The sequence below is a fragment of the Corallococcus sp. CA047B genome (assembly GCF_003612065.1).
Classification (GTDB): Bacteria; Myxococcota; Myxococcia; order Myxococcales; family Myxococcaceae; genus Corallococcus; species Corallococcus praedator.
Map to the genome: position 1 here is coordinate 15706 of NZ_RAWD01000064.1, position 17314 is coordinate 33019.

At 70.5% G+C, this 17314-nt stretch carries 13 protein-coding genes; 4 read left to right on the forward strand and 9 right to left on the reverse strand.

All coding sequences use genetic code 11. The features are described from left to right. The first annotated feature begins 75 nt into the window (after positions 1-75). The 4 genes from D7X74_RS13150 to D7X74_RS13165 all read left to right on the forward strand — a co-directional run bounded on the left by D7X74_RS13150 (position 76) and on the right by D7X74_RS13165 (position 5333). Positions 76-462 (forward strand): PleD family two-component system response regulator, encoded by a 387-nt coding sequence (locus D7X74_RS13150; protein ID WP_120533289.1) that lies wholly within the window; start codon positions 76-78, stop codon positions 460-462. Between the two features lie 10 nt (positions 463-472). After that, on the forward strand, positions 473-2038 hold the full coding sequence (locus D7X74_RS13155) for a cytochrome c family protein (RefSeq protein WP_120533301.1): 1566 nt from the start codon (positions 473-475) through the stop codon (positions 2036-2038). 125 nt (positions 2039-2163) lie between these two features. Beyond that, positions 2164-4110, forward strand: a complete 1947-nt coding sequence (locus D7X74_RS13160; RefSeq protein WP_120533290.1) for a LysM peptidoglycan-binding domain-containing protein — start codon at positions 2164-2166, stop codon at positions 4108-4110. Between the two features lie 260 nt (positions 4111-4370). Next, positions 4371-5333 carry a L,D-transpeptidase family protein gene (locus tag D7X74_RS13165; RefSeq protein WP_370450748.1) on the forward strand — a complete coding sequence of 321 codons (963 nt, stop codon included), beginning with the start codon at positions 4371-4373 and terminating at the stop codon, positions 5331-5333. A gap of 32 nt (positions 5334-5365) precedes the next feature. Here D7X74_RS13165 and D7X74_RS13170 read toward each other — a convergent pair whose 3' ends face one another. The 9 genes from D7X74_RS13170 to D7X74_RS13210 all read right to left on the reverse strand — a co-directional run bounded on the left by D7X74_RS13170 (position 5366) and on the right by D7X74_RS13210 (position 17198). Next, positions 5366-7123 (reverse strand): ATP-binding protein, encoded by a 1758-nt coding sequence (locus tag D7X74_RS13170; RefSeq protein WP_120533291.1) that lies wholly within the window; start codon positions 7121-7123, stop codon positions 5366-5368. A gap of 77 nt (positions 7124-7200) precedes the next feature. Then, a complete protein-coding gene (locus tag D7X74_RS13175; protein WP_120533292.1) occupies positions 7201-9732 on the reverse strand; it encodes a serine/threonine-protein kinase in 2532 nt (843 codons plus the stop codon). A gap of 108 nt (positions 9733-9840) precedes the next feature. Further along, a complete protein-coding gene (locus tag D7X74_RS13180; RefSeq protein ID WP_120533293.1) occupies positions 9841-10605 on the reverse strand; it encodes a hypothetical protein in 765 nt (254 codons plus the stop codon). Beyond that, positions 10602-11888, reverse strand: coding sequence for an ABC transporter permease (locus tag D7X74_RS13185; RefSeq protein WP_120533294.1), 1287 nt, complete (start codon positions 11886-11888; stop codon positions 10602-10604). The genes D7X74_RS13180 and D7X74_RS13185 overlap by 4 nt, the downstream gene beginning before the upstream one ends. Next, positions 11885-12589, reverse strand: coding sequence for an ABC transporter ATP-binding protein (locus D7X74_RS13190; RefSeq protein WP_120533295.1), 705 nt, complete (start codon positions 12587-12589; stop codon positions 11885-11887). The genes D7X74_RS13185 and D7X74_RS13190 overlap by 4 nt, the downstream gene beginning before the upstream one ends. After that, positions 12586-14235: a hypothetical protein gene (locus tag D7X74_RS13195; protein WP_120533296.1), complete on the reverse strand. Its 1650-nt coding sequence runs from the start codon at positions 14233-14235 to the stop codon at positions 12586-12588. Before D7X74_RS13195 ends, D7X74_RS13190 begins: the two co-directional genes overlap by 4 nt. Before the next feature lie 178 nt (positions 14236-14413). Further along, positions 14414-15220, reverse strand: a complete 807-nt coding sequence (locus D7X74_RS13200) for a hypothetical protein (RefSeq protein WP_120533303.1) — start codon at positions 15218-15220, stop codon at positions 14414-14416. 19 nt (positions 15221-15239) lie between these two features. After that, on the reverse strand, positions 15240-16427 hold the full coding sequence (locus D7X74_RS13205) for an ABC transporter substrate-binding protein (protein ID WP_120533297.1): 1188 nt from the start codon (positions 16425-16427) through the stop codon (positions 15240-15242). A 33-nt stretch (positions 16428-16460) separates the two neighbouring features. Beyond that, on the reverse strand, positions 16461-17198 hold the full coding sequence (locus D7X74_RS13210; RefSeq protein ID WP_120533298.1) for a PspA/IM30 family protein: 738 nt from the start codon (positions 17196-17198) through the stop codon (positions 16461-16463). Between the last annotated feature and the right edge of the window lie 116 nt (positions 17199-17314).

The window sequence follows — 17314 nt, forward strand, 5'->3', positions numbered from 1 at the left end:
GTCCGGGGCCCTGACGGGAAAGCATTGGTGCACCGGGAGGTGGTGGGCTAGAACCGACCCCCAAGGAAGGTCGCCGTGTCCGAGCAGAAGCGAAGAATCCTCCTGATTGACGACAGCGAGATCACCCTCGCCATGGAGAAGGCCGTCCTGGAGGCGCGCGGCTACGAGGTCGTGGCCACCTCCACGCTCATGGAGTTTGAGAAAACGCTCCAGATCTGGCGGCCGGACCTCATCCTCACCGACATCCACATGCCCGAAGCGAAGGGCACGGACATCTGCCGCACGCTGAAGAACGAGTACGGCACGCAGGACATCCCCATCGTGCTGTTCTCCAGCCTGCCGGACGACGAGCTGTCGAAGCTGGCGGAGCAGGTGGGCGCGGATGGCTCGCTCTCCAAGGTGAACGGCCTGGAGGCGATGGGCGAGAAGATCGACGAGCTGGTGCAGAGCATCCTCTGGTGAGGTGATGGTGATGCGCGCGGTCGTCCTCGCGGTGCTCGTGGGCGCGCTGCTCTCCGGTTGCAGGCGACAGGAGTCGCGTCCCCAGGAGGGCGCCTCCTCGGCGCCGCAAGCCCCCGCCCCGGCCGCATCCCCGCCGGGCGCTGTCCTCTTCATCTCCGCCGACACGCGCGGCTACCTGGGCCCCTGCGGGTGCAGCGAGAACATGCGCGGCGGCATCGGCCGGGCGGCGTTCCAGGTGCAGGAGGCGCGCAAGGGCGGCCAGCCGGTGCTGTACGTGGACGGCGGCAACAGCCTCTTCGGCGAGTCCCACCTCAAGCCGGATCAGGTGCCCCAAGAGGAGCGCAAGGCGAAGGCGCTCGCGGACGCGTTCAGGACCATGGGGCTCGCGGTGCGCGCGACGGGAGAGTTGGACGACACGCGCGGCGCGGACTTCCGCCGGGGCCTGGGGTTGCCGGAGGTGGCGTCGGGCGGGGTGAAGCTGCTGGACGCCGGCGCGCGCAAGGTGGCCGTGGTGGCCGCGGCCTCTGGAGAAGCGCTCGTCCAGGCGAGCCAGCAGGCGCGGGCCCAGGGCGCGGACTTCGTGGTGGGCCTGTTGGATCAACCCCTGGAGGCGGCGCAGGCCGCCGCCGCGCTGCCGGGACTCGCCGCGAACCTGGTGGTCGCCACCCACAGCGCCGGGGAGTTCTCCGCGGAGGAGAACCGGCTGGTGCGCTCCGACGTGCCGGTGGTGGCGGTGCAGAGCAAGGGGCGTTCGCTCTTGCGCGTGGACCTGACGTACGCGGCCGCGAAGGGGCCGTTCGCGCTCCAGCGCTCACAGGGGGACGTGGACCGGGAGGTGACGGCGCTGGAGCAGCGCATCACGCTCCTGGACAAGGAGATCAACCTGCCGGGCATCGACCCGAAGTTGAAGGCGCTGAAGCAGGGCAAGCGCGACGAGCTGGCGGCGCGCAAGCAGGGCCTGCTCACCGCGCCGCCCGCGCCCGCCACCGACGTCAATGGCTTCGCGCTGCGCTTCCTGCCGCTGGAGTCGAACCTGCCTTCGGCGCAGGACACGCAGGCGCTGGTGAAGGCCTACGACGCGGACGTGGGGAAGCTGAACCTCGAGTGGGCGAAGGCGCACGGCCAGGACTGCCCCCTGCCCGCGAAGGGACAGGCGGGCTTCGTCGGCAGCGCGACCTGCGCGGACTGCCACGCGGAGGCCACCACCGTGTGGCAGGGCAGCAAGCACCACCACGCGTGGGAGACGCTGGAGGCCGTGGGCAAGCAGCACCACCTCAACTGCATCGGCTGTCACGTCACCGGCTGGCAGCAGCCCGGCGGCGTGTGCCGGTTGGACAAGGTGGCCGGCCGCGAGGACGTGGGCTGCGAGAGCTGCCACGGGCCGGGTTCAAAGCACGTGGAGGCCCCCAGCCCGGAGACCATCGTGGGCAAGCCCGGGCAGGCGGTATGCGTCACCTGCCACAACCCGGAGAACTCGCCGCACTTCGACTTCGCCACCTACCTGCCCCGCATCCTCGCTCCAGGTCATGGAAGACCTGTAAAGAGTGGGCAGGCAGGAGAGCCCCCGGCGAAATAGGGTCGCCTGCTCCCACCGGGCGTCCGTCCGGAGGGCATACCGTGCGACTTGTTGTTTGACTGTCAAGAAAGCTGGCGAATACTGCGGCCTTCGCCTGCTTCTGGGCGACCTCGCCTGGCGTTCCCATGCCGCCTCTTTCACTGCTCCTGCTTGCCCTGGCCTCGGTCCCCTCCCCGCAGGGGGTGGCGCCGAAGCCCGTGCCGCCGCCCGGCGTGCGTGCGCTGCCTTCCTCGGAAGCGCCTTCGCTGACGGCGGACGGAAGCCTGGCCGTGCCCCCCGTTCCCGTGGAGGAAGGCGAGGAGACGGACGAAGTGGAGGCCGAGTCCGCGGAGCTGGAGGAGCTGCGCGCGCTGGAAGGCGCCGCGTTGGATCCGGAGTCGAAGCCGAACGCGGAGATGATGCAGTCGCTGCGGCGGCTGGGCCTGACGAACCCGCTGCGGCTGCGGATGCTGGACGCGCTGGAGGAGCCCACCTTCCGCGAGGACGACACGCCCCCGGCGCTGGCGCGCATCACGGACCTGTCCACCTTCGATGTTTCGCTGGTGAAGGACCGCTTCGACATCCCGGTGGACATGCAGCCCCGCGTGGCCGAGTACGTCCAGTTCTTCCAGGGCCCGGGCCGCAAGTGGTTCCGCAAGTGGATGGCGCGCTCCACGCGCTACCTGCCGGTGATGCAGCCCATCCTGGAGTCGAAGGGGCTGCCCCGGGACACGGTGTACCTGGCGATGATTGAGAGCGGCTTCTCCGCGAACGCCTATTCGTGGGCGCACGCGGCCGGGCCGTGGCAGTTCATCTCCAGCACGGGCAAGCAGTACGGCCTCAAGCAGGACTTCTGGGTGGACGAGCGGCGCGACCCCATCAAGGCCACGCACGCGGCGGCCTCCTACCTGAAGGACCTCTACGGGGAGCTGGGCCACTGGTACCTGGCGTGGGCGGGCTACAACACGGGTTCGTACCGGGTGCGCAAGATGGTGGAGCGCTACGGGACGAACGACTGGTGGCTGCTGGCGGAGGAGAAGGGCCTCGCGAAGGAGACGAAGCACTACGTGCCCAAGCTCATCGCCGCGGCGCTGGTGGCGAAGAACCCGGAGGCGTTCGGCTTCTCCCAGGAGGAGTTCCAGTACGAGGCGGCGCTGGACTACGACGAGGTGAAGCTCACGGATGCCACGGACCTGGACGTGCTCGCGCGTTCGGCCGGGGTGAGCGTGATGGACGTGCAGGACCTGAACCCGGAGCTGAAGCGCTGGTGCACGCCTCCGGCGACGGCCGCGAAGCCCTACGTGCTGCGGCTGCCCCGGGGCACCTCCACGCTCTTCGCGGAGAACTTCCAGAAGCTTTCGCCGGCGGACCGGCTGACGTTCCGCGTGCACACGGTGAAGCGCGGCGACACGCTGTCGCAGATTGCCCAGCAGTACGGCACCGCGCCGGAGGCCATCCTTCAGATGAACCGGCTGAAGAGCGCGCGGACGCTGAAGCTGCGCGCGGAGCTGGTGATTCCGGTGCCGTCTGGCCGGGGCGGCAGCGGTGACGCGGGCGGGGCCATCGCGTCGAAGGTGGCGCAGGCGCGGCGCAGCGGCGTGGTGGCGGTGCGGCCGGAGGACGAGGTGCCCGCCGGGACGCCCAAGGGACCCGTGGCCGCGGGGCCGGTGAAGACGGAGAAGGTGAACGGCCGCACGCGCGTGACGTACGGGGTGCAGGAGGGCGACAGCCTGTGGCTCATCGCCAACCGCTTCCAGGTGTCGGTGGACGACATGAAGCAGTGGAACAACCTGCCCCGCCGCAACCGCACGCTGTCGTTGGGCACGCTGCTGACGGTGTGGCCGCCGGACGCGAAGGGCGCGACCCCCGCGAAGGTGGAGGAGCGCGGCGGCACCATCGTCGTGGCCAGCGCGGTCGCGGGTCAGGCGCCCGCTGGCCCCAAGGGCAAGGTGCACACGCTGGTCGAGGGCGAGACGCTCTGGTCGGTGGCGCAGCGCTACAACGTGTCCGTCGAGGACATCATGAAGTGGAACCACATCAAGGACCACCGCACGGTTCCCACCGGCAAGCTGCTGTCGCTGAGCGCGCCGTAGCGGTCGTGCGTGATGGAAGGTCCCCGGGAGCGTTTCGTCCCGGGGGCGCGGTGTGAAGTGCCGGCCGGGGCCTTGCAGTGCCCGGGGCCATGATTGCTTCCGCGCTGCTTCGAGAGACCTCCTCGCTTCCCGCTGAACCGTTCGACCCACGAGAGGCCGTCCCCGAGGACCTGGGACATCGCCCCGGGGTGCCCCCGCTCCGATACGTCCCGTCCCGTGGAGCCGAACGTCCCGACGACAGGACGGTCTCCGGAAGCGCGGTGCTCGCAGCGGAGAGGACCTCCACCCACGCGCCCGTGTTCGCCTCGCTCACGGGGAGCAACACGCTGACGCGCTTTGATGCGCGGGTGGGTCCGCCTCGCACGTCGGCGGTCGGTGGGACGCCCATACCGACGGCGGACGCCGCGCACTCGACAGCGGCCACGGGCATCGTGCTCACACCCACCGTGGCCATTGAGCACCCGCGCTTCACCGGTTCGCCGCAGCTCGCGGACGTGGCGGCGGGTGTGGCCGTGCTGGGACCGGGCTCTCGCGGGGACGGACTGCGCGCGGTGCAGGGCGCGCTCATGGACATGGGCTTCGCGCTGTACGGCGGCGCGGACGGACGCTACGGCCCGGACACGGCCCGCGCGCTTCGCAACTTCCAGGTGCACGCAGCCGGGGCGGCGTTCCCCGGCGTACGCGCGAGCGGCGTGCTCGACGCCGTCACCCTGCGCGCCCTGGCGGCCCTGGCTCCGGCGCAGGGCTCACGCGGACAGGCGCGCGCCCTGCCCTCCCCTTTCTACGCGGGGCAGCCGGTGCGCGTCGTCATTGCCCTGCGCGAACACCGCACCTTCCTCTTCGACCCGGAAGGACGGCTCCTGGACATCTTCCCCAACGCGGTGGGCACCGCCGCCACGCCCACGCACCCTGGCCTCAAGGTCGTGCGCGCGAAGCTGGATCAGGTGGCCACGGAGAACGCGGGCGCGCGGCTGTGGAACGACCGGCACGTGTTCGGCGCGCGGCTGCTGGACCTGTCCTGGGTGGATGGCCACCGCAGCGGCGAGGAACTGCACGGCACCAGCGCACCCGCGCTGCTGGGCGGCGACGTGTCCCACGGCTGCATCCGCCACGCGAACGAGGACATCCTCGTGCTGCATGACGCGCTCGCCGTGGGAGACCGCATCGCCGTGGTGGAGACGCTCCAGGACCCGCACCTGGGCGTCCCCGTCACCGTCGGCTGAACCCACCACCGACGGTGCACGGTCTCATGGACTCACTGCTCTTCGAGCAGCATCTTCAGCTCCCGCACGCGCCGGCTGATGTAGTCCCGGTCCAGCGCGCGGAAGTTCTCCGGCAGCAGCGCCCGGCTGGTGCACTCCTGCACCGCCACCAGGTTCTGCATCTCAATCTCCAGCGGGTAGCTGGGCGGCACGAAGTCCGCCAGCACCGCCGCCAGGTCTTCCTTCGTCACCTGGTCGCGGTTGTCCGCCAGGGCGCGGAACTTCGAGCGCACCATCACCGCCTCGATGTCCGCGCCGCTGAAGGCGCGCACGCCCTCCGGAATCAGCGTGGCGAAGGACTCCACGCCCTCCACCGACACGCCCGTCTTGCGGCTCATCACCTGGAACAGCTCGTTCCGCTCCTCGTCCGTCTGCGGATAGAAGAGCGCGATGTGCTCCTCGGCGCGTCCCTGGCGCTTGAGGTCGATGGGCAGCAGGTCCGGCCGCGCCGTCAGCAGGAACCAGACAATCTTGCCGCGGTACTGCGTGTTGCCCATGAAGGCCGCGATGGAGCCGAAGATGCGGCTGCTCGTGCCCGAGTCCCCGCCGGAGTCGCGGTTGCCGAGGAAGGTGTCCGCCTCGTCGACCATCACCGCCACCGGCCACAGGGCCTTCAGCAGGTTGAAGATCTTCTCCAGGTTGGCTTCGGTGACGCCCTGCCACTGGCTGCGGAAGTTCAGGAACTTCACCACCGGGATGCCAATCTCCCCGGCGAAGCAGCTCACCATGAACGTCTTGCCCGTGCCCACCGGCCCGCTCAAGAGGTAGCCCATGGGCATGACCTCGATGCGGCCCTTCTTCAGCGCGGACGCCGCCTGCCGCAGCATCTGCTTGGCGTGCGCGTGCCCCGCCACCGCGTCCAGGTTGTGCGCCGGCTCGATGAACTCCAGGAGGCCGTGGCACTCCGCCTGGATGAGCTCCTTCTTCTTCTCCTTGAGCAGGTCCGGCGTGATGCGGATCTCCCGCTCCAGCGCCTCCGTGAGCACCCGGTCCAGGTTGATGCGCGACAGGCCGGCCGTCATCTTCGCCAGGCCCGCGAGCGGCACCTCCGACAGCGACTGGAGCCGCTTGCCGTCCAGCTTGGAGCGCACGTAGTCCAGGCGCTCCTCCTCCGTGGGCAGCGGCAGCTCGATGGGCGCCACGTACGGGTTGCGGCTGATGCGCGGCGACATGTCCGCCAGGTTCTCCGCCAGCAGCACCACCGACACGTCGCCCGCCAGGAACTGCGGATCGTGCGCCCACTTGTCCAGCGTGGCCACGACGAAGCGGTCCTCCGCGGACAGGTGGCTCATCTCCCCGCCGGGGACGAGCGTCTCCGCGAAGTCGATGATGAGCGCCATCGAGCGGCCCTCGCTCAGGCGCATGCGCAGGAAGTTCTCAAGAATCTGGAGCGCACGGCCCGGGTCGCGCGGCATCACCTTCGCGTAGTCCGTGCCGTACATCGCGTCGTAGCCCGTCATGGCCCGCGCCAGGTCCTTCTGCGTCTCCGGCGTGGCGGAGCGGATGCCCGACGAGCGGTCGTAGAACAGGACGTGGTCCCGGCCGCCGAACAGCTCCTCCGACAGGAAGGTCTTGAGCGTGCCGAAGCCGCGCCCGCCGTCCTCCAGTTGCAGGGGCTGCAGATCGCGCACGGCCCCGTACAGCAGGAAGGTGCTGACGGTCTTCGTGTAGTACTTGCGCGCCAACTGCTGCGCCCACCGGGGCAGATCCGCCAGCGGATCCGCCTTGTTCACCTTGCGCACCTTCGTCACGGAAACCCCTCCGGTGTCCCTCCCCCCACGGTCATCAGGGGGGAGGACCCTCAGGATTCAAGCTTAAGCGCGACCGCTCAATCGCGACAACGCGCCAGCTTCTTCAGCGTCGCATCCAGCTTGATGACGGCGCCCGGCGTGGACGACACCACGTCCACGTCCTCGTCGGAGTGGCACTTCGCCTTCAGCGTGAGCTCACGCGTCCCCGGCGGCACCCGGACCGGATTCGGCGTGACGACGCCCAGGTCCTTGTTGCCCAGGTAGATGGCGGCGCCCGGCGGGTTGGAGGTGATGACCACCTCCAGGTCGGCGCGCTCCAGCGTGGCCGACAGGTCCAGGGCCCCGTCCTTCACGGCCATGTTCCGCACGAACGGCTGGTGGCCCGGGGACGACACCTCCACGAGCGGAGTGTCCGACGTGAGGGAGAAGTCCCGGATGACCGACTCCCGAGCGCCCTGCGCCCGCGCCACCTTGCCGTCGATCTTCACCTCGGCGTCATCAGGCCGCGTCTTGAGCACCAGCACCACCGAGCGCGCCTGCCGCTGGAGCACCGCCCGCACCGGCGCCGCGCTGGTGCCTTCGGCCACCATCACGTTCTGGTTGAAGGGCTCGAAGCCGGAGCAGGACACCACCACCAGCGTGTTGCCGACCGGCACCTGCTTCAGGATGAAGCCCGTGTCGGGGAACGGCTCGGCGACGCCGGTGTTGATGGTCACCCGGGCGCACGACTTCGCCTCGGGCGTCTTGAGCTCCACCATCACGTAGCCCAGCGAGGGGCTGCTCGGCTTGAACACCACCGCCATGCCCACCAGCAGGAGCAGCGAGGCCAGACCGATGGCGCTGTAGAGCAACCGCTTGTCCAGACCGCGCAGGCCCAGACCCGGACCGGGGCTCGCGTCCTCCTCGACGACGTCCTTCGACCGCGCCTCCTTCGGCGGGTACGGACGCGGCGGATTGCCCAGCACCGGCGGCGCGGGAGGCCGCTGCGGGGCCGGCATCGGCTCCGGCGGAGAGTCCGGCCGGACGATGCGCGGCAGTTGGCCCTCGCCCGCCCGGTTCGGCGTCGGACGCGGCGAGGGGGCGTCGTGCGACATCAGCGTGGGCACGTTGGTCAACGACGGGCGCGGCGGCGCGGCGTTGAGCACCGGCATGTTGTTGTGCGACAGGCGCGGCGGCCCCACGGTGTACGCGGAGGAGGACGGCGGGAGGGTGCGGGGCTCCTCCTCTTCCTCTTCCTCCTCGTGCGCGGCGGCCCGGGACTCCAGCGGCGTCACGGCGCGGCCAACGGCGGCGCCGGGCTGGGTGGTGGGCTCCGGCGCGTCGTTAAAGACGGCGTCGCGGTCCACCATCTGCGTCGCCAGCTCCTCGTCCTCCTTGGGCGAGGGCGCGGCGGGCGCGGCGGTCAGCTTGGGCAGCGCGGCGAGCGTGGGCGAACGGCGCGCCCCCTGCCCCTGCGACGACGCGTTCGGGCTGGAGGCCCGAGGCTGCGGCGGCGCGTACACCGGCTCCACCGCCGGCGCGGACGAAGGCTGCACCGCCGGCAGGTTCGTCATGCTCTGCGTGGGCACCGGCGACGGGCCGCTGTAGCCCGCCTCGATGGCCGCCAGCATGCCGTCCGGCGCGCGGATGTCCGCATACTCGGCCAGGCGCTGCTTCTCGCGCTCCACCTCTTCGGCGAACGTGGACTTCATGTACTGCATGAGGTCCTTGCGGCTGAAGATGGAGTCGCTCGTCAGCAGGAAGCGCTGCAGGTCGTCGCCGAGCTCGCTCGCGTACTGGTAGCGCTCGTCCACGTCCTTCGCGAGCGCCTTGAGCACGATGCGCTCCAGCGCCTCCGGGATGCGCCGGTTGTACGTGGACGGCGACGGCACCTCCGCCTTGCGCACCTTCTCCAGCACGCTGAAGTCGCTGTCGCCCACGAAGAGGCGCTCGCCGGTGAGCATCTCGTAGAGACACACGCCGATGGCGAACACGTCCGAGCGCCGATCCAACGGCAGGCCGCGGATCTGCTCCGGGCTCATGTAGCCGAACTTGCCCTTGAGGATGCCCGCCTGCGTCTTGGTGGCCTTGCCCGCCGCCTTCGCGATGCCGAAGTCGATGACCTTGACCTCGCCCTCGAAGGACACGAGCACGTTCTGCGGCGAGATGTCGCGGTGGACGATGTTGAGCTCGCGCCCCATGCCGTCCTTCTTGCGGTGGGCGTAGTCCAGGCCCTCGCACATCTTCGCCACGCAGAAGGCGACCAGCGGCACCGGCGCGGGTTCGCCCTTCTTGCGACAGCGGTCGAAGATGGCCCGCATGTCCTTGCCGGGGATGTACTCCATCGAAATGAAGTAGCTGCTGGCGATCTGCCCCAGTTCGTAGATCTGCGCGATGTTGGCGTGGGTCAGCTGGACGCTGATCTTCGCCTCATCGATGAACATCGAGATGAATTCTTCATCCTCGGCGATGTTCGGCAGGATTCGTTTGATGGCGACGAGCCGCTCGAAGCCACTGGCGCCGAACTGCTTGCCGCGCCAGACCTCCGCCATGCCGCCGATGTTGACGCGGTCCAGGAGGAGATACTTCCCGAACGGGATGGGTTGCCGCTTCGGTTGAGAGGTCGTCACTTTGGGTGGGGGTAGAGTCCTTGCAGGGAGCCTATCGATCGCGGCTCCGCAGGGTCAACCGCGCACGCGGACCTATTTCCGGCCGCTTGCTCTGCAAGCGGGCCAGACTCAAGGCGAATCGGATGCGGCTTCGCCGTCCGAATCCACTTCGGGAAGCTCCAATTCGATGGCCGGCTCCGCGTCGTTCTCCTCTGGGGAACGCGCTCGCACGACGCTGAAACGCGGCTCGCCCCGGGTGGAGAAGAGACCGGGCGCACCAAAGCGCACCCCGGCGGGCAGCCCGACCAGCGTTACCCACGCCTGCTTGCCGTCCGAGGCGACACAGTACAGCAACGTGCCCGGGCGCGTACCAGAAGCGTCACGGGCGGGGCCTTCGCAATTCCTGCGCACCTGGAGTGCGTAGGAGGGCACCTGGACACCGCGCAGCCGGTAGGGCGGCGTGCCCAGCGCGTCGACGATGGGCTGGAGCACGCGCGCCTCCACCGGCACCGCCTCCGGAGTGGCCTGCTTCTGGGCGGCTTCGTGGAAGTTGCGCAGCGCCACCGCCGCCTGCGCTTCCGCGTCCAGCGGGGACCGGCCTTCCGACAGCACCAGGTCCAGGAAGAGCGCGCCCACGAGCAGGATGGGCAGGAGCCGGTAGCCCTTGAAGCCCTCCGGCTGCTTGCGCAGGAGCCCCACCCCCAGCACGACCAGCCCCACCGCCGTGAGGCCCAGCACCGTGCCCGCGCGCCCGACGGAGGGAGACGACGTCACCGCGGAGACCTCCGCGGTGCGGATCCGCAGGGCATCCGCGAGCTCGCCGCCATAGAGCCACCCCAGCGCCCCCAGGCACAGGACGTTGGCCACCAGCGTCCCGCGCTTGGGTCCTGTCATCCCGCGAGCGTCCTCGCCGGATCCGTGGCGGCGGCGCGGCTGCTGGGAAACCAGGCGCCCGCGAGCGCGGCCACGAGGCCCAGGAGCACGCCGCCCAGGAGCACCGTCACCGGGAAGGAGAAGAAGCTGTCGGGCTTGAAGGGAAAGTCCGGCAGGTAGCCCGCGGCGAAGCGGTCCACCGCGAAGGCCAGGAGCAGCGCCGCGGACGTGCCCGCCGCGCCCCCCAGCAGGCCCACCACGCTGGCTTCCGCCAGGACGATGGAGCGGATGTCCGCGCGCGAGGCCCCCACCGCCTGCATCACGCCAATCTCCTTGGCGCGCGCGCGCACCGACGCGGACATCGCGTGGGTGATGTTCACGGCGGCCAGCACGCAGATGAGGATGGACAGGAGCGCCAGCGCGGACGTGGTGAGCGCCACCGCCGCGCCCGCGTTCTCCGCGAGCCGTCGCTCCTGATCATCGATTTCGAAGCCCATGCCCCTCACCGCCGCCACCAGTGCCGGCACGTACGAAGGGTCGGCCGCCACCAGCGTGACGCCGGTGTAGCTGTCCGCGTCCGCGCCCGCCGCGCGGTTGATGCGCACCGCCGTGTCCAGCGGGATGGTGATGCCCGCGAGCATGGCCCGGTCGGATGCGCCCACCACCTGCGCCTGCTGCGTGGAGCTGGGCCCGCCCGACGTGGCCGCCACGTAGGAGCGGTTGAACTCCACCGGGAAGCCGAAGCCGATGAGCATCTCCGCGGACAACTGCGGCAGCTTGCGCGCGGGCGCGAACGTCTTGTTGTACAGCTCCAAGAGGCGCGTGGAGATGAGCGCCGGGATGGCCTTGCCCTCGCCGGGGTCCTTGAAGTCCTTCGCCTCCGGAAGCCCCACGTCCTTCTGCACGAGGCCGGGGTCCACGCCCACCGCCAGGACCTCCAGGCCCATGCGCAGGCGCGAGCCGAAGAAGGTGCCGTCGTAGCGGGTCACCGCCGGCACGCGGACGTTCATCTTCCGGTACGCCGTCTCCACGCCGGGCAGCGCGCGCAGGCGCTCCACCGCGCCCGTGTCCAGCTTGCCGCCGCCCAACAGGCCCAGCGACACCGACGGGGGCACCACGTCCACCAGCCGCGAATCCGTGGGGAAGATGCGCTCGCGGATGACCTGGCCCACGCCCAGCCCCAGGCCCACGAAGAACACCAGCGCGCCCACGCCCATCGCCACGCCGAAGGCGGAGAAGAACGCGCCCCGCCGCTCACGTGCGAGCGACAACCTCACCAGTCGGGACAGTGCATCCAACCTCACGGGGCACCTCGCGACGCCAGGGCCGCCGATGTCGGGGACTCCTCCACGAGCCGCGCGTCCTTGAGCCGGAGCACCCGGCGCGCCACCGCGCTCATGCGCTCCTCGTGGGTGACCGTCAGCAGGGTGAGCCCGTCCCGGTGCAGTTCCTGGAACAGCTCGATGACGCCCGCGCCGGTGGCCGCGTCCAGGTTGCCCGTGGGCTCGTCACACAAGAGCAGCTTCGGGCTGCCGAAGAGGGCCCGGGCGATGGCCACGCGCTGGCGCTCGCCGCCAGAGAGGCGCACCGGTTCGCGGTCCTGCTTCGAGCCCAGCCCCACGCGCTCCAGGAGCATGCTCGCGCGCTTGCGCGCCTCCGGGACGACGGCGCCGAAGTGCGAGGGCAGCAGCACGTTCTCCAGCGCCGACAGGTTGGGGATGAGGTGGAAGGACTGGAAGACGAAGCCCACGTGCGTGTTGCGGAAGCGCGCCAGCTCCGCGTCGCGCAGGCCCGCGAGCTTCATGCCGCCCACCTCCACGGTGCCCTGGTAGTGCACGTCCAGGCCGCCCAGCAGGTGCAGCAGCGTGGACTTGCCGCTGCCGGACGCGCCCACCACGGCGACGAAGTCCCCCGCCTCCACGTCGAAGGACACGCCGTCGAGGACGCGCACCCGCGCACCCTCTCCGTCCTCGTACTCCTTCACGACGTCCCGAACGCGAATCAAGGGGTGGCCGGAGTCGTGGTGGTGGTGGCCGGCGCGGGCGAGAGGCGCAGGGAGATCTCCGCCTGCAGCGCCTTGTCCTTGCGCGACAGCGACATCGTCACGGCGCGCAGGTCGTCGGTGGCGTCCAGCCAGCGCACCGTGGTGGCCTTGATGGCGAAGCCGCCAATGCCCCACGCGGACGACGGCAGCGCCTTCACCGCGTCCGACAGCCGGCGCAGGTCCAGCAGCACCACCACCGCCGCGTCCTTGCCCACCGACTTCAAATCCTCCGACACCGGGCCCGTACCCGCCGGCTGCGCGAGCGCGGTGAGAGACGACTCCAGGCGCGCACGCGGCGCCGCGAGCACCAGCCTGCCGTCCTTCGTGAGGGCGAAGTGCGCGCCCTCGCCCGCGCGGTACGACGTCAGGTAGGCCTTCTGGCCGCTCAGCTCCGTGGCCTCCACCTTCGCGCCGAAGCCGCCCGCGAAGCCGGGAATCTTCTCCAGCGTGTCCTGCCCCTTCGCCACGTCCTTCGTCTCCGCGATGGCGACCAGGTTGACGAAGCGGAAGGGGTTCGTGCGCCGCAGGTCCAGGTCCGGCAGGCCCGAGCCCAGGTTGACGCTGGGCGACAGCGACAGGCTCAGCACCATGCCCGGCTTGAGGTTGTCCAACACCTCCGTCTTCACGTTGAAGCCCGCCTGCTGCACCGCGCGCGTCACCTGCGTGCCGGCGAGGTACGGCCACACGCCGTCCAGCTGCGCCGGGTCCCCCCGGAAGCGCGCCACGAAGAAGCTGTCCTGGGGCAGCCAGCCCGCCAGCGCCTCTCCACCCTTGGGCTCCAGCGCGGCGAGCGACGCCTGCGTGTCCGGCCACGGCGCGTCCGCGCGCAGCGTCACCGCGCGCTCCTCGATGTGGCCCGCGAAGGTGATGCCCTGCACCGTGCCCGCGGGCAGCAGGCCGGAGCCGCCCGGCAGCCACACGTGGAAGTCCCGGTCCCCCGTCAGCCGCTTGAGGGACGCCTCCAGCACCGGCTCCTTCGCGATGGAGTTCTCCTCCGGCAGCGCCGCCAGCTCCGGCAGCCGCGCCACCGACGCGCCCGCGGACAGGAGCACCAGGTCGTGCTTGAGGAAGAGCAGGCCCAGCGCGGGCTCCGTCGAACCCGGGCGGCTGAAGGTGATGAGCCGCCCCGCGTCCGACTTCGTCTCCTTCTCCTCCGACGCGCCCAGCCGCGCGCGGGCGAAGGTGGCGAAGGTCGTCTTCAGCTTGTCCGCGTCCTTCACGCCGATGACGGACACCACCTGCGTGCCGCCCAGGAAGGCCGCGCCCGCGCCGCGCTTCGGATCGATTCCGGCGTCCTCCAGCGCCTTGCGGCTGCGCAGGTCCACGCCCACCTGCCGCATCACCGCGGACGCGTAGCGCTCCGCGCTGGGGAAGTTCTGCAGCTGCGCGACGAACGAGGCCACCTTGAGGTTCTGGAAGCGCGCGAGCTTCTCGCCCAGCGTCCCCAGGTCGTTGATGACGACGGCCGCCTGTGCCGTTCGCGGCAGGTAGCGCGACACCCCGGCCGGCGAGGACGCGGGACCAGCCGCGTCCTTCCCGCAGCGCGAGCAGCCGGCGAACACGACCAACAACAGGAGCAGCGGAAGAGAGCCAACGCGGCGGAGCATGGGCGGCAGGACAGGATGCCTGCGCCGGAGAGTCAATCTATTCGTGTGCCCTCGCGGCCCCCCGCCACACCCCCAAGGTGCCACGGTGAACAGGTGCCTTCCGCCCCCTCAGGTCCAACCTGTCCGACTGTCGGACAGGTTTTGACGGGGCGGCCCGGCAGGCGGGCCCGTGCCCGGCCTACCGCACGCGGCTGCCACCGTGCGGCAGCGGCCCGCGCGTCTCCTCGGTGAAGTCCAGGAAGCGCTCCATCTGGCGCACCGTTTCGTCGGTGGACTCCGTCTCCGCAGAGAGCACGTCGAGCTGCCGGTTGACGCTCTCCGGATCCCGGATGGTGATGGACTGCTCGTGCGTCAGCCGCATCAGGTCCTCGATGCCGGCCAGCTGGTGGCTCACCACCTCACGGCTTTCGCCCGCCTGGTCGAAGCGCGCCATGCGCTTGCGTTGGATCTCCAGGCGCTTGCCCTTCACGTCCTTGAGGCGGGGGTTGGGCTCGCCTTCCACCTCCGCCTCCAGCGCCGCGACCTCGCCCACCAGGTGGTCGCGGTCCGCGCCGCTCAGGTACGTGCGGTACTGGTTGAGCGCGGAGATGAGCCGCAGGAACGACGTGAGCAGCGCGTCCAGCTTGGGCTCGCTGTCCGCCACCAGCACGCGGCCGCCGGGCAGCTTGCGGTAGTTGGCGAGGATCTTCTCCTTGAGCCCCACGAGCTGCTGGTAGTGGTCGCGCTGCGACGGCGCCAGGTCCGCGAGCAGCGAGTCCACCGCCGCGCGCGCGGCCTCCGGATTGTCCGGCGTGTTCGCCCGCACGGCGCGCTGGAAGCGCTTCATGGACGAAAGGACGCCCAGGTACAGGCCCTCCACGCCCAGCGCCACCAGCATGGGCAGCGGCTCCTGCGTCACGGCGCTGGACATGGCCGCCGTCGTCAGGCCCACCAGGTTGGCCGGCAGGAGGAACGCGGCCTTGATGTAGTTCGGTGTCTTCGCCACGTCCGACTCCCCTTCCCGCTCAGGGCCCACGCGCCTCGGAGACGTATTTCAGCGCGCCCAGGTCCCGCGTGTCCTCCGCGGGGGGCGGCGCCGTACCGCGCTTGAGCTTCTGGAAGAGCGCCGCGGCGCTCTGGAACAACTCGTCATAGGTAACTGGCGCCTCGCCGGAAAGGCCGAAGAACGCCCGATTGTCCGCCAGCGTCGCGGGCGGCGCGCTGCGGATGGCCTCCGAAGGGTCGCCCAGGTACGGCGCCACCTCGCCCAACAGCCGCGCCCCCGCCGCCGGGTCCTTGAGCACGCCCTGCCCCGCGTCCAGCAGGCCCCGCAGCACCCGGCGCACCCCGTCCGGGTAGCGCGCCGCGAAGTCCCCGCGCGCCACCAGCACCGTGGCCAGCAGGTGCGGCGCGTCCGCCGTCGTCGCCAGCACCGAGCCGCCCCGGTCGCGCGCCGCCAGCTCCACGTCGCCCCACAGCCCCACCACCGCGTCCGCCCGGCCCTCCCGGAGGGCCCGGCCCGCGTCCAGCGTGGAGGGCAGGTCCACCCAGCGGACATCCGACGTGCGCAGCCCCGCGCGCGCCAGCACCCACAGGGCGAAGTAGTGCGAGGAGCCGAACGGGTACACGCCCATGCGCTTGCCGCGCAGGCTGGCCAGGTCCGGCACGCCCACCGCCGCCATCGCCTCCTGGCCCCGGCTGCGGCCCACCAGCAGCACCGTGCGCGGCGCCGCGTCCCGGAGCGTGGGCGCCCAGGACGCGAGCCGGTCCACCGACAGCGCGGCCATGTCCACGCCGCCGTTCTCCGCGCCCACGGCCAGGGCCTGCTTGAGTTCCTCCTCGCGCGCGAAGAGCACCGCCCGGGCCTCCAGCGCGTAGGCCGTCTTCAGCAGGCCCTGCGCCGCGCCGGGAGGAGGCACGGGGTTGTCCAGCGTGGTGGCGCCCCCGGTGGCCACGAGCAGCGCGGAGGCGGAGCCCCGGGGCGTGAAGCCGATGAGCACGGGCCGCAGGGGCACCGACGCCACGTCCGCCACCGGGGCCGCCACGCCGGCGGGAAAGTCACCGGGGGACAGCCGCACGGCTTCGCGGGTGGACGGGAAGAAACGCGCCTGCAGGCGGTCCAGGTAACCCGCCCGCGAGGCGAAGACGTACCCCGCGCCCAGGACACAGAGCGCGAGGAAGAGAAAGAGGCCGGGTCCGCGGTGCAGCTTCATCCGTGTGCGCCGGCCTCTTTCATGGGCGGAGACCTACTTGATCTCCACCTTCTTGCCGATGGTCTTCTCGGTGCCAGCGCCCACGTCCGACACGGGCGCGGGGCTGTCCAGGAGGCCCATCTCCATCTTGAACTGCTTGACCAGCTCGTCGCCCTGGATCTTCTCGGCCTCTTCCTCGATGGCCGCGGCCTGGTGGTCCACCGACTCGAGCGCCATCTGCATGCGCGCCTCGTTGATGGCCGTCTTCTCCTGCACCTTGCGGAGCATCTCGTCGTGCGTGGAGTCCACGCCGGCGACGGTGAAGGACTCCATCGTGTCGGCGACCTTCGCCTGCCACTTGGCGCGCCGGGCGTCCCGGACGGCGTTCATCGCCTCCTGGGTCTTCTTGTCCTTCTCGCGCATGAACGCCTTCTTCACGTTCAGCGCCTTCTCGTAGGCCAGCTTGGCGATATCCAGCTGCTGCTGGTTTCGCGCCAGGGCCTCCTTCTCGCCCTGCAGCTTGGTCGCGTAGGTGCCGGCCAGGTCGTCACGGCCCGCCTGGATGGCGGCCTTGACCTTGGCGGTCAGCTCCCGCACGTCCTGCTGGTACTTCATGTTCTCCTTCTCGAGCAGCGTCACATTCGCCCGGACCATGGCGATGGACTCATTCATCTTGGGGACCTGATCGTTCAGGTCACGGATGTTCTGCTCAAGAATCAGCTCCGGATCCTCGATGGAGGAGACGAAGAAGCCCGCGAAGCTCCGCATCGCTCTCTTGAATCGTTGCCACATGTCGGCACTCACCTCCACCTGTGCGTAATCCCAACCACCTTACACGAACTCCGTCGCCCACAAGCACCCGGCTGGAAGGCTCCTGTCACCCTGACTACGCCCACCCCGGGCGGATG

Bases quoted from the DNA above. Each gene is read 5' to 3' on its own strand.
- D7X74_RS13195 (WP_120533296.1), bottom strand. From the start codon at position 14,235: ATGCTCCGCCGCGTTGGCTCTCTTCCGCTGCTCCTGTTGTTGGTCGTG.
- D7X74_RS13210 (WP_120533298.1), bottom strand. From the start codon at position 17,198: ATGTGGCAACGATTCAAGAGAGCGATGCGGAGCTTCGCGGGCTTCTTC.
- D7X74_RS13155 (WP_120533301.1), top strand. From the start codon at position 473: ATGCGCGCGGTCGTCCTCGCGGTGCTCGTGGGCGCGCTGCTCTCCGGT.
- D7X74_RS13160 (WP_120533290.1), top strand. From the start codon at position 2,164: ATGCCGCCTCTTTCACTGCTCCTGCTTGCCCTGGCCTCGGTCCCCTCC.
- D7X74_RS13205 (WP_120533297.1), bottom strand. From the start codon at position 16,427: ATGAAGCTGCACCGCGGACCCGGCCTCTTTCTCTTCCTCGCGCTCTGT.
- D7X74_RS13180 (WP_120533293.1), bottom strand. From the start codon at position 10,605: ATGACAGGACCCAAGCGCGGGACGCTGGTGGCCAACGTCCTGTGCCTG.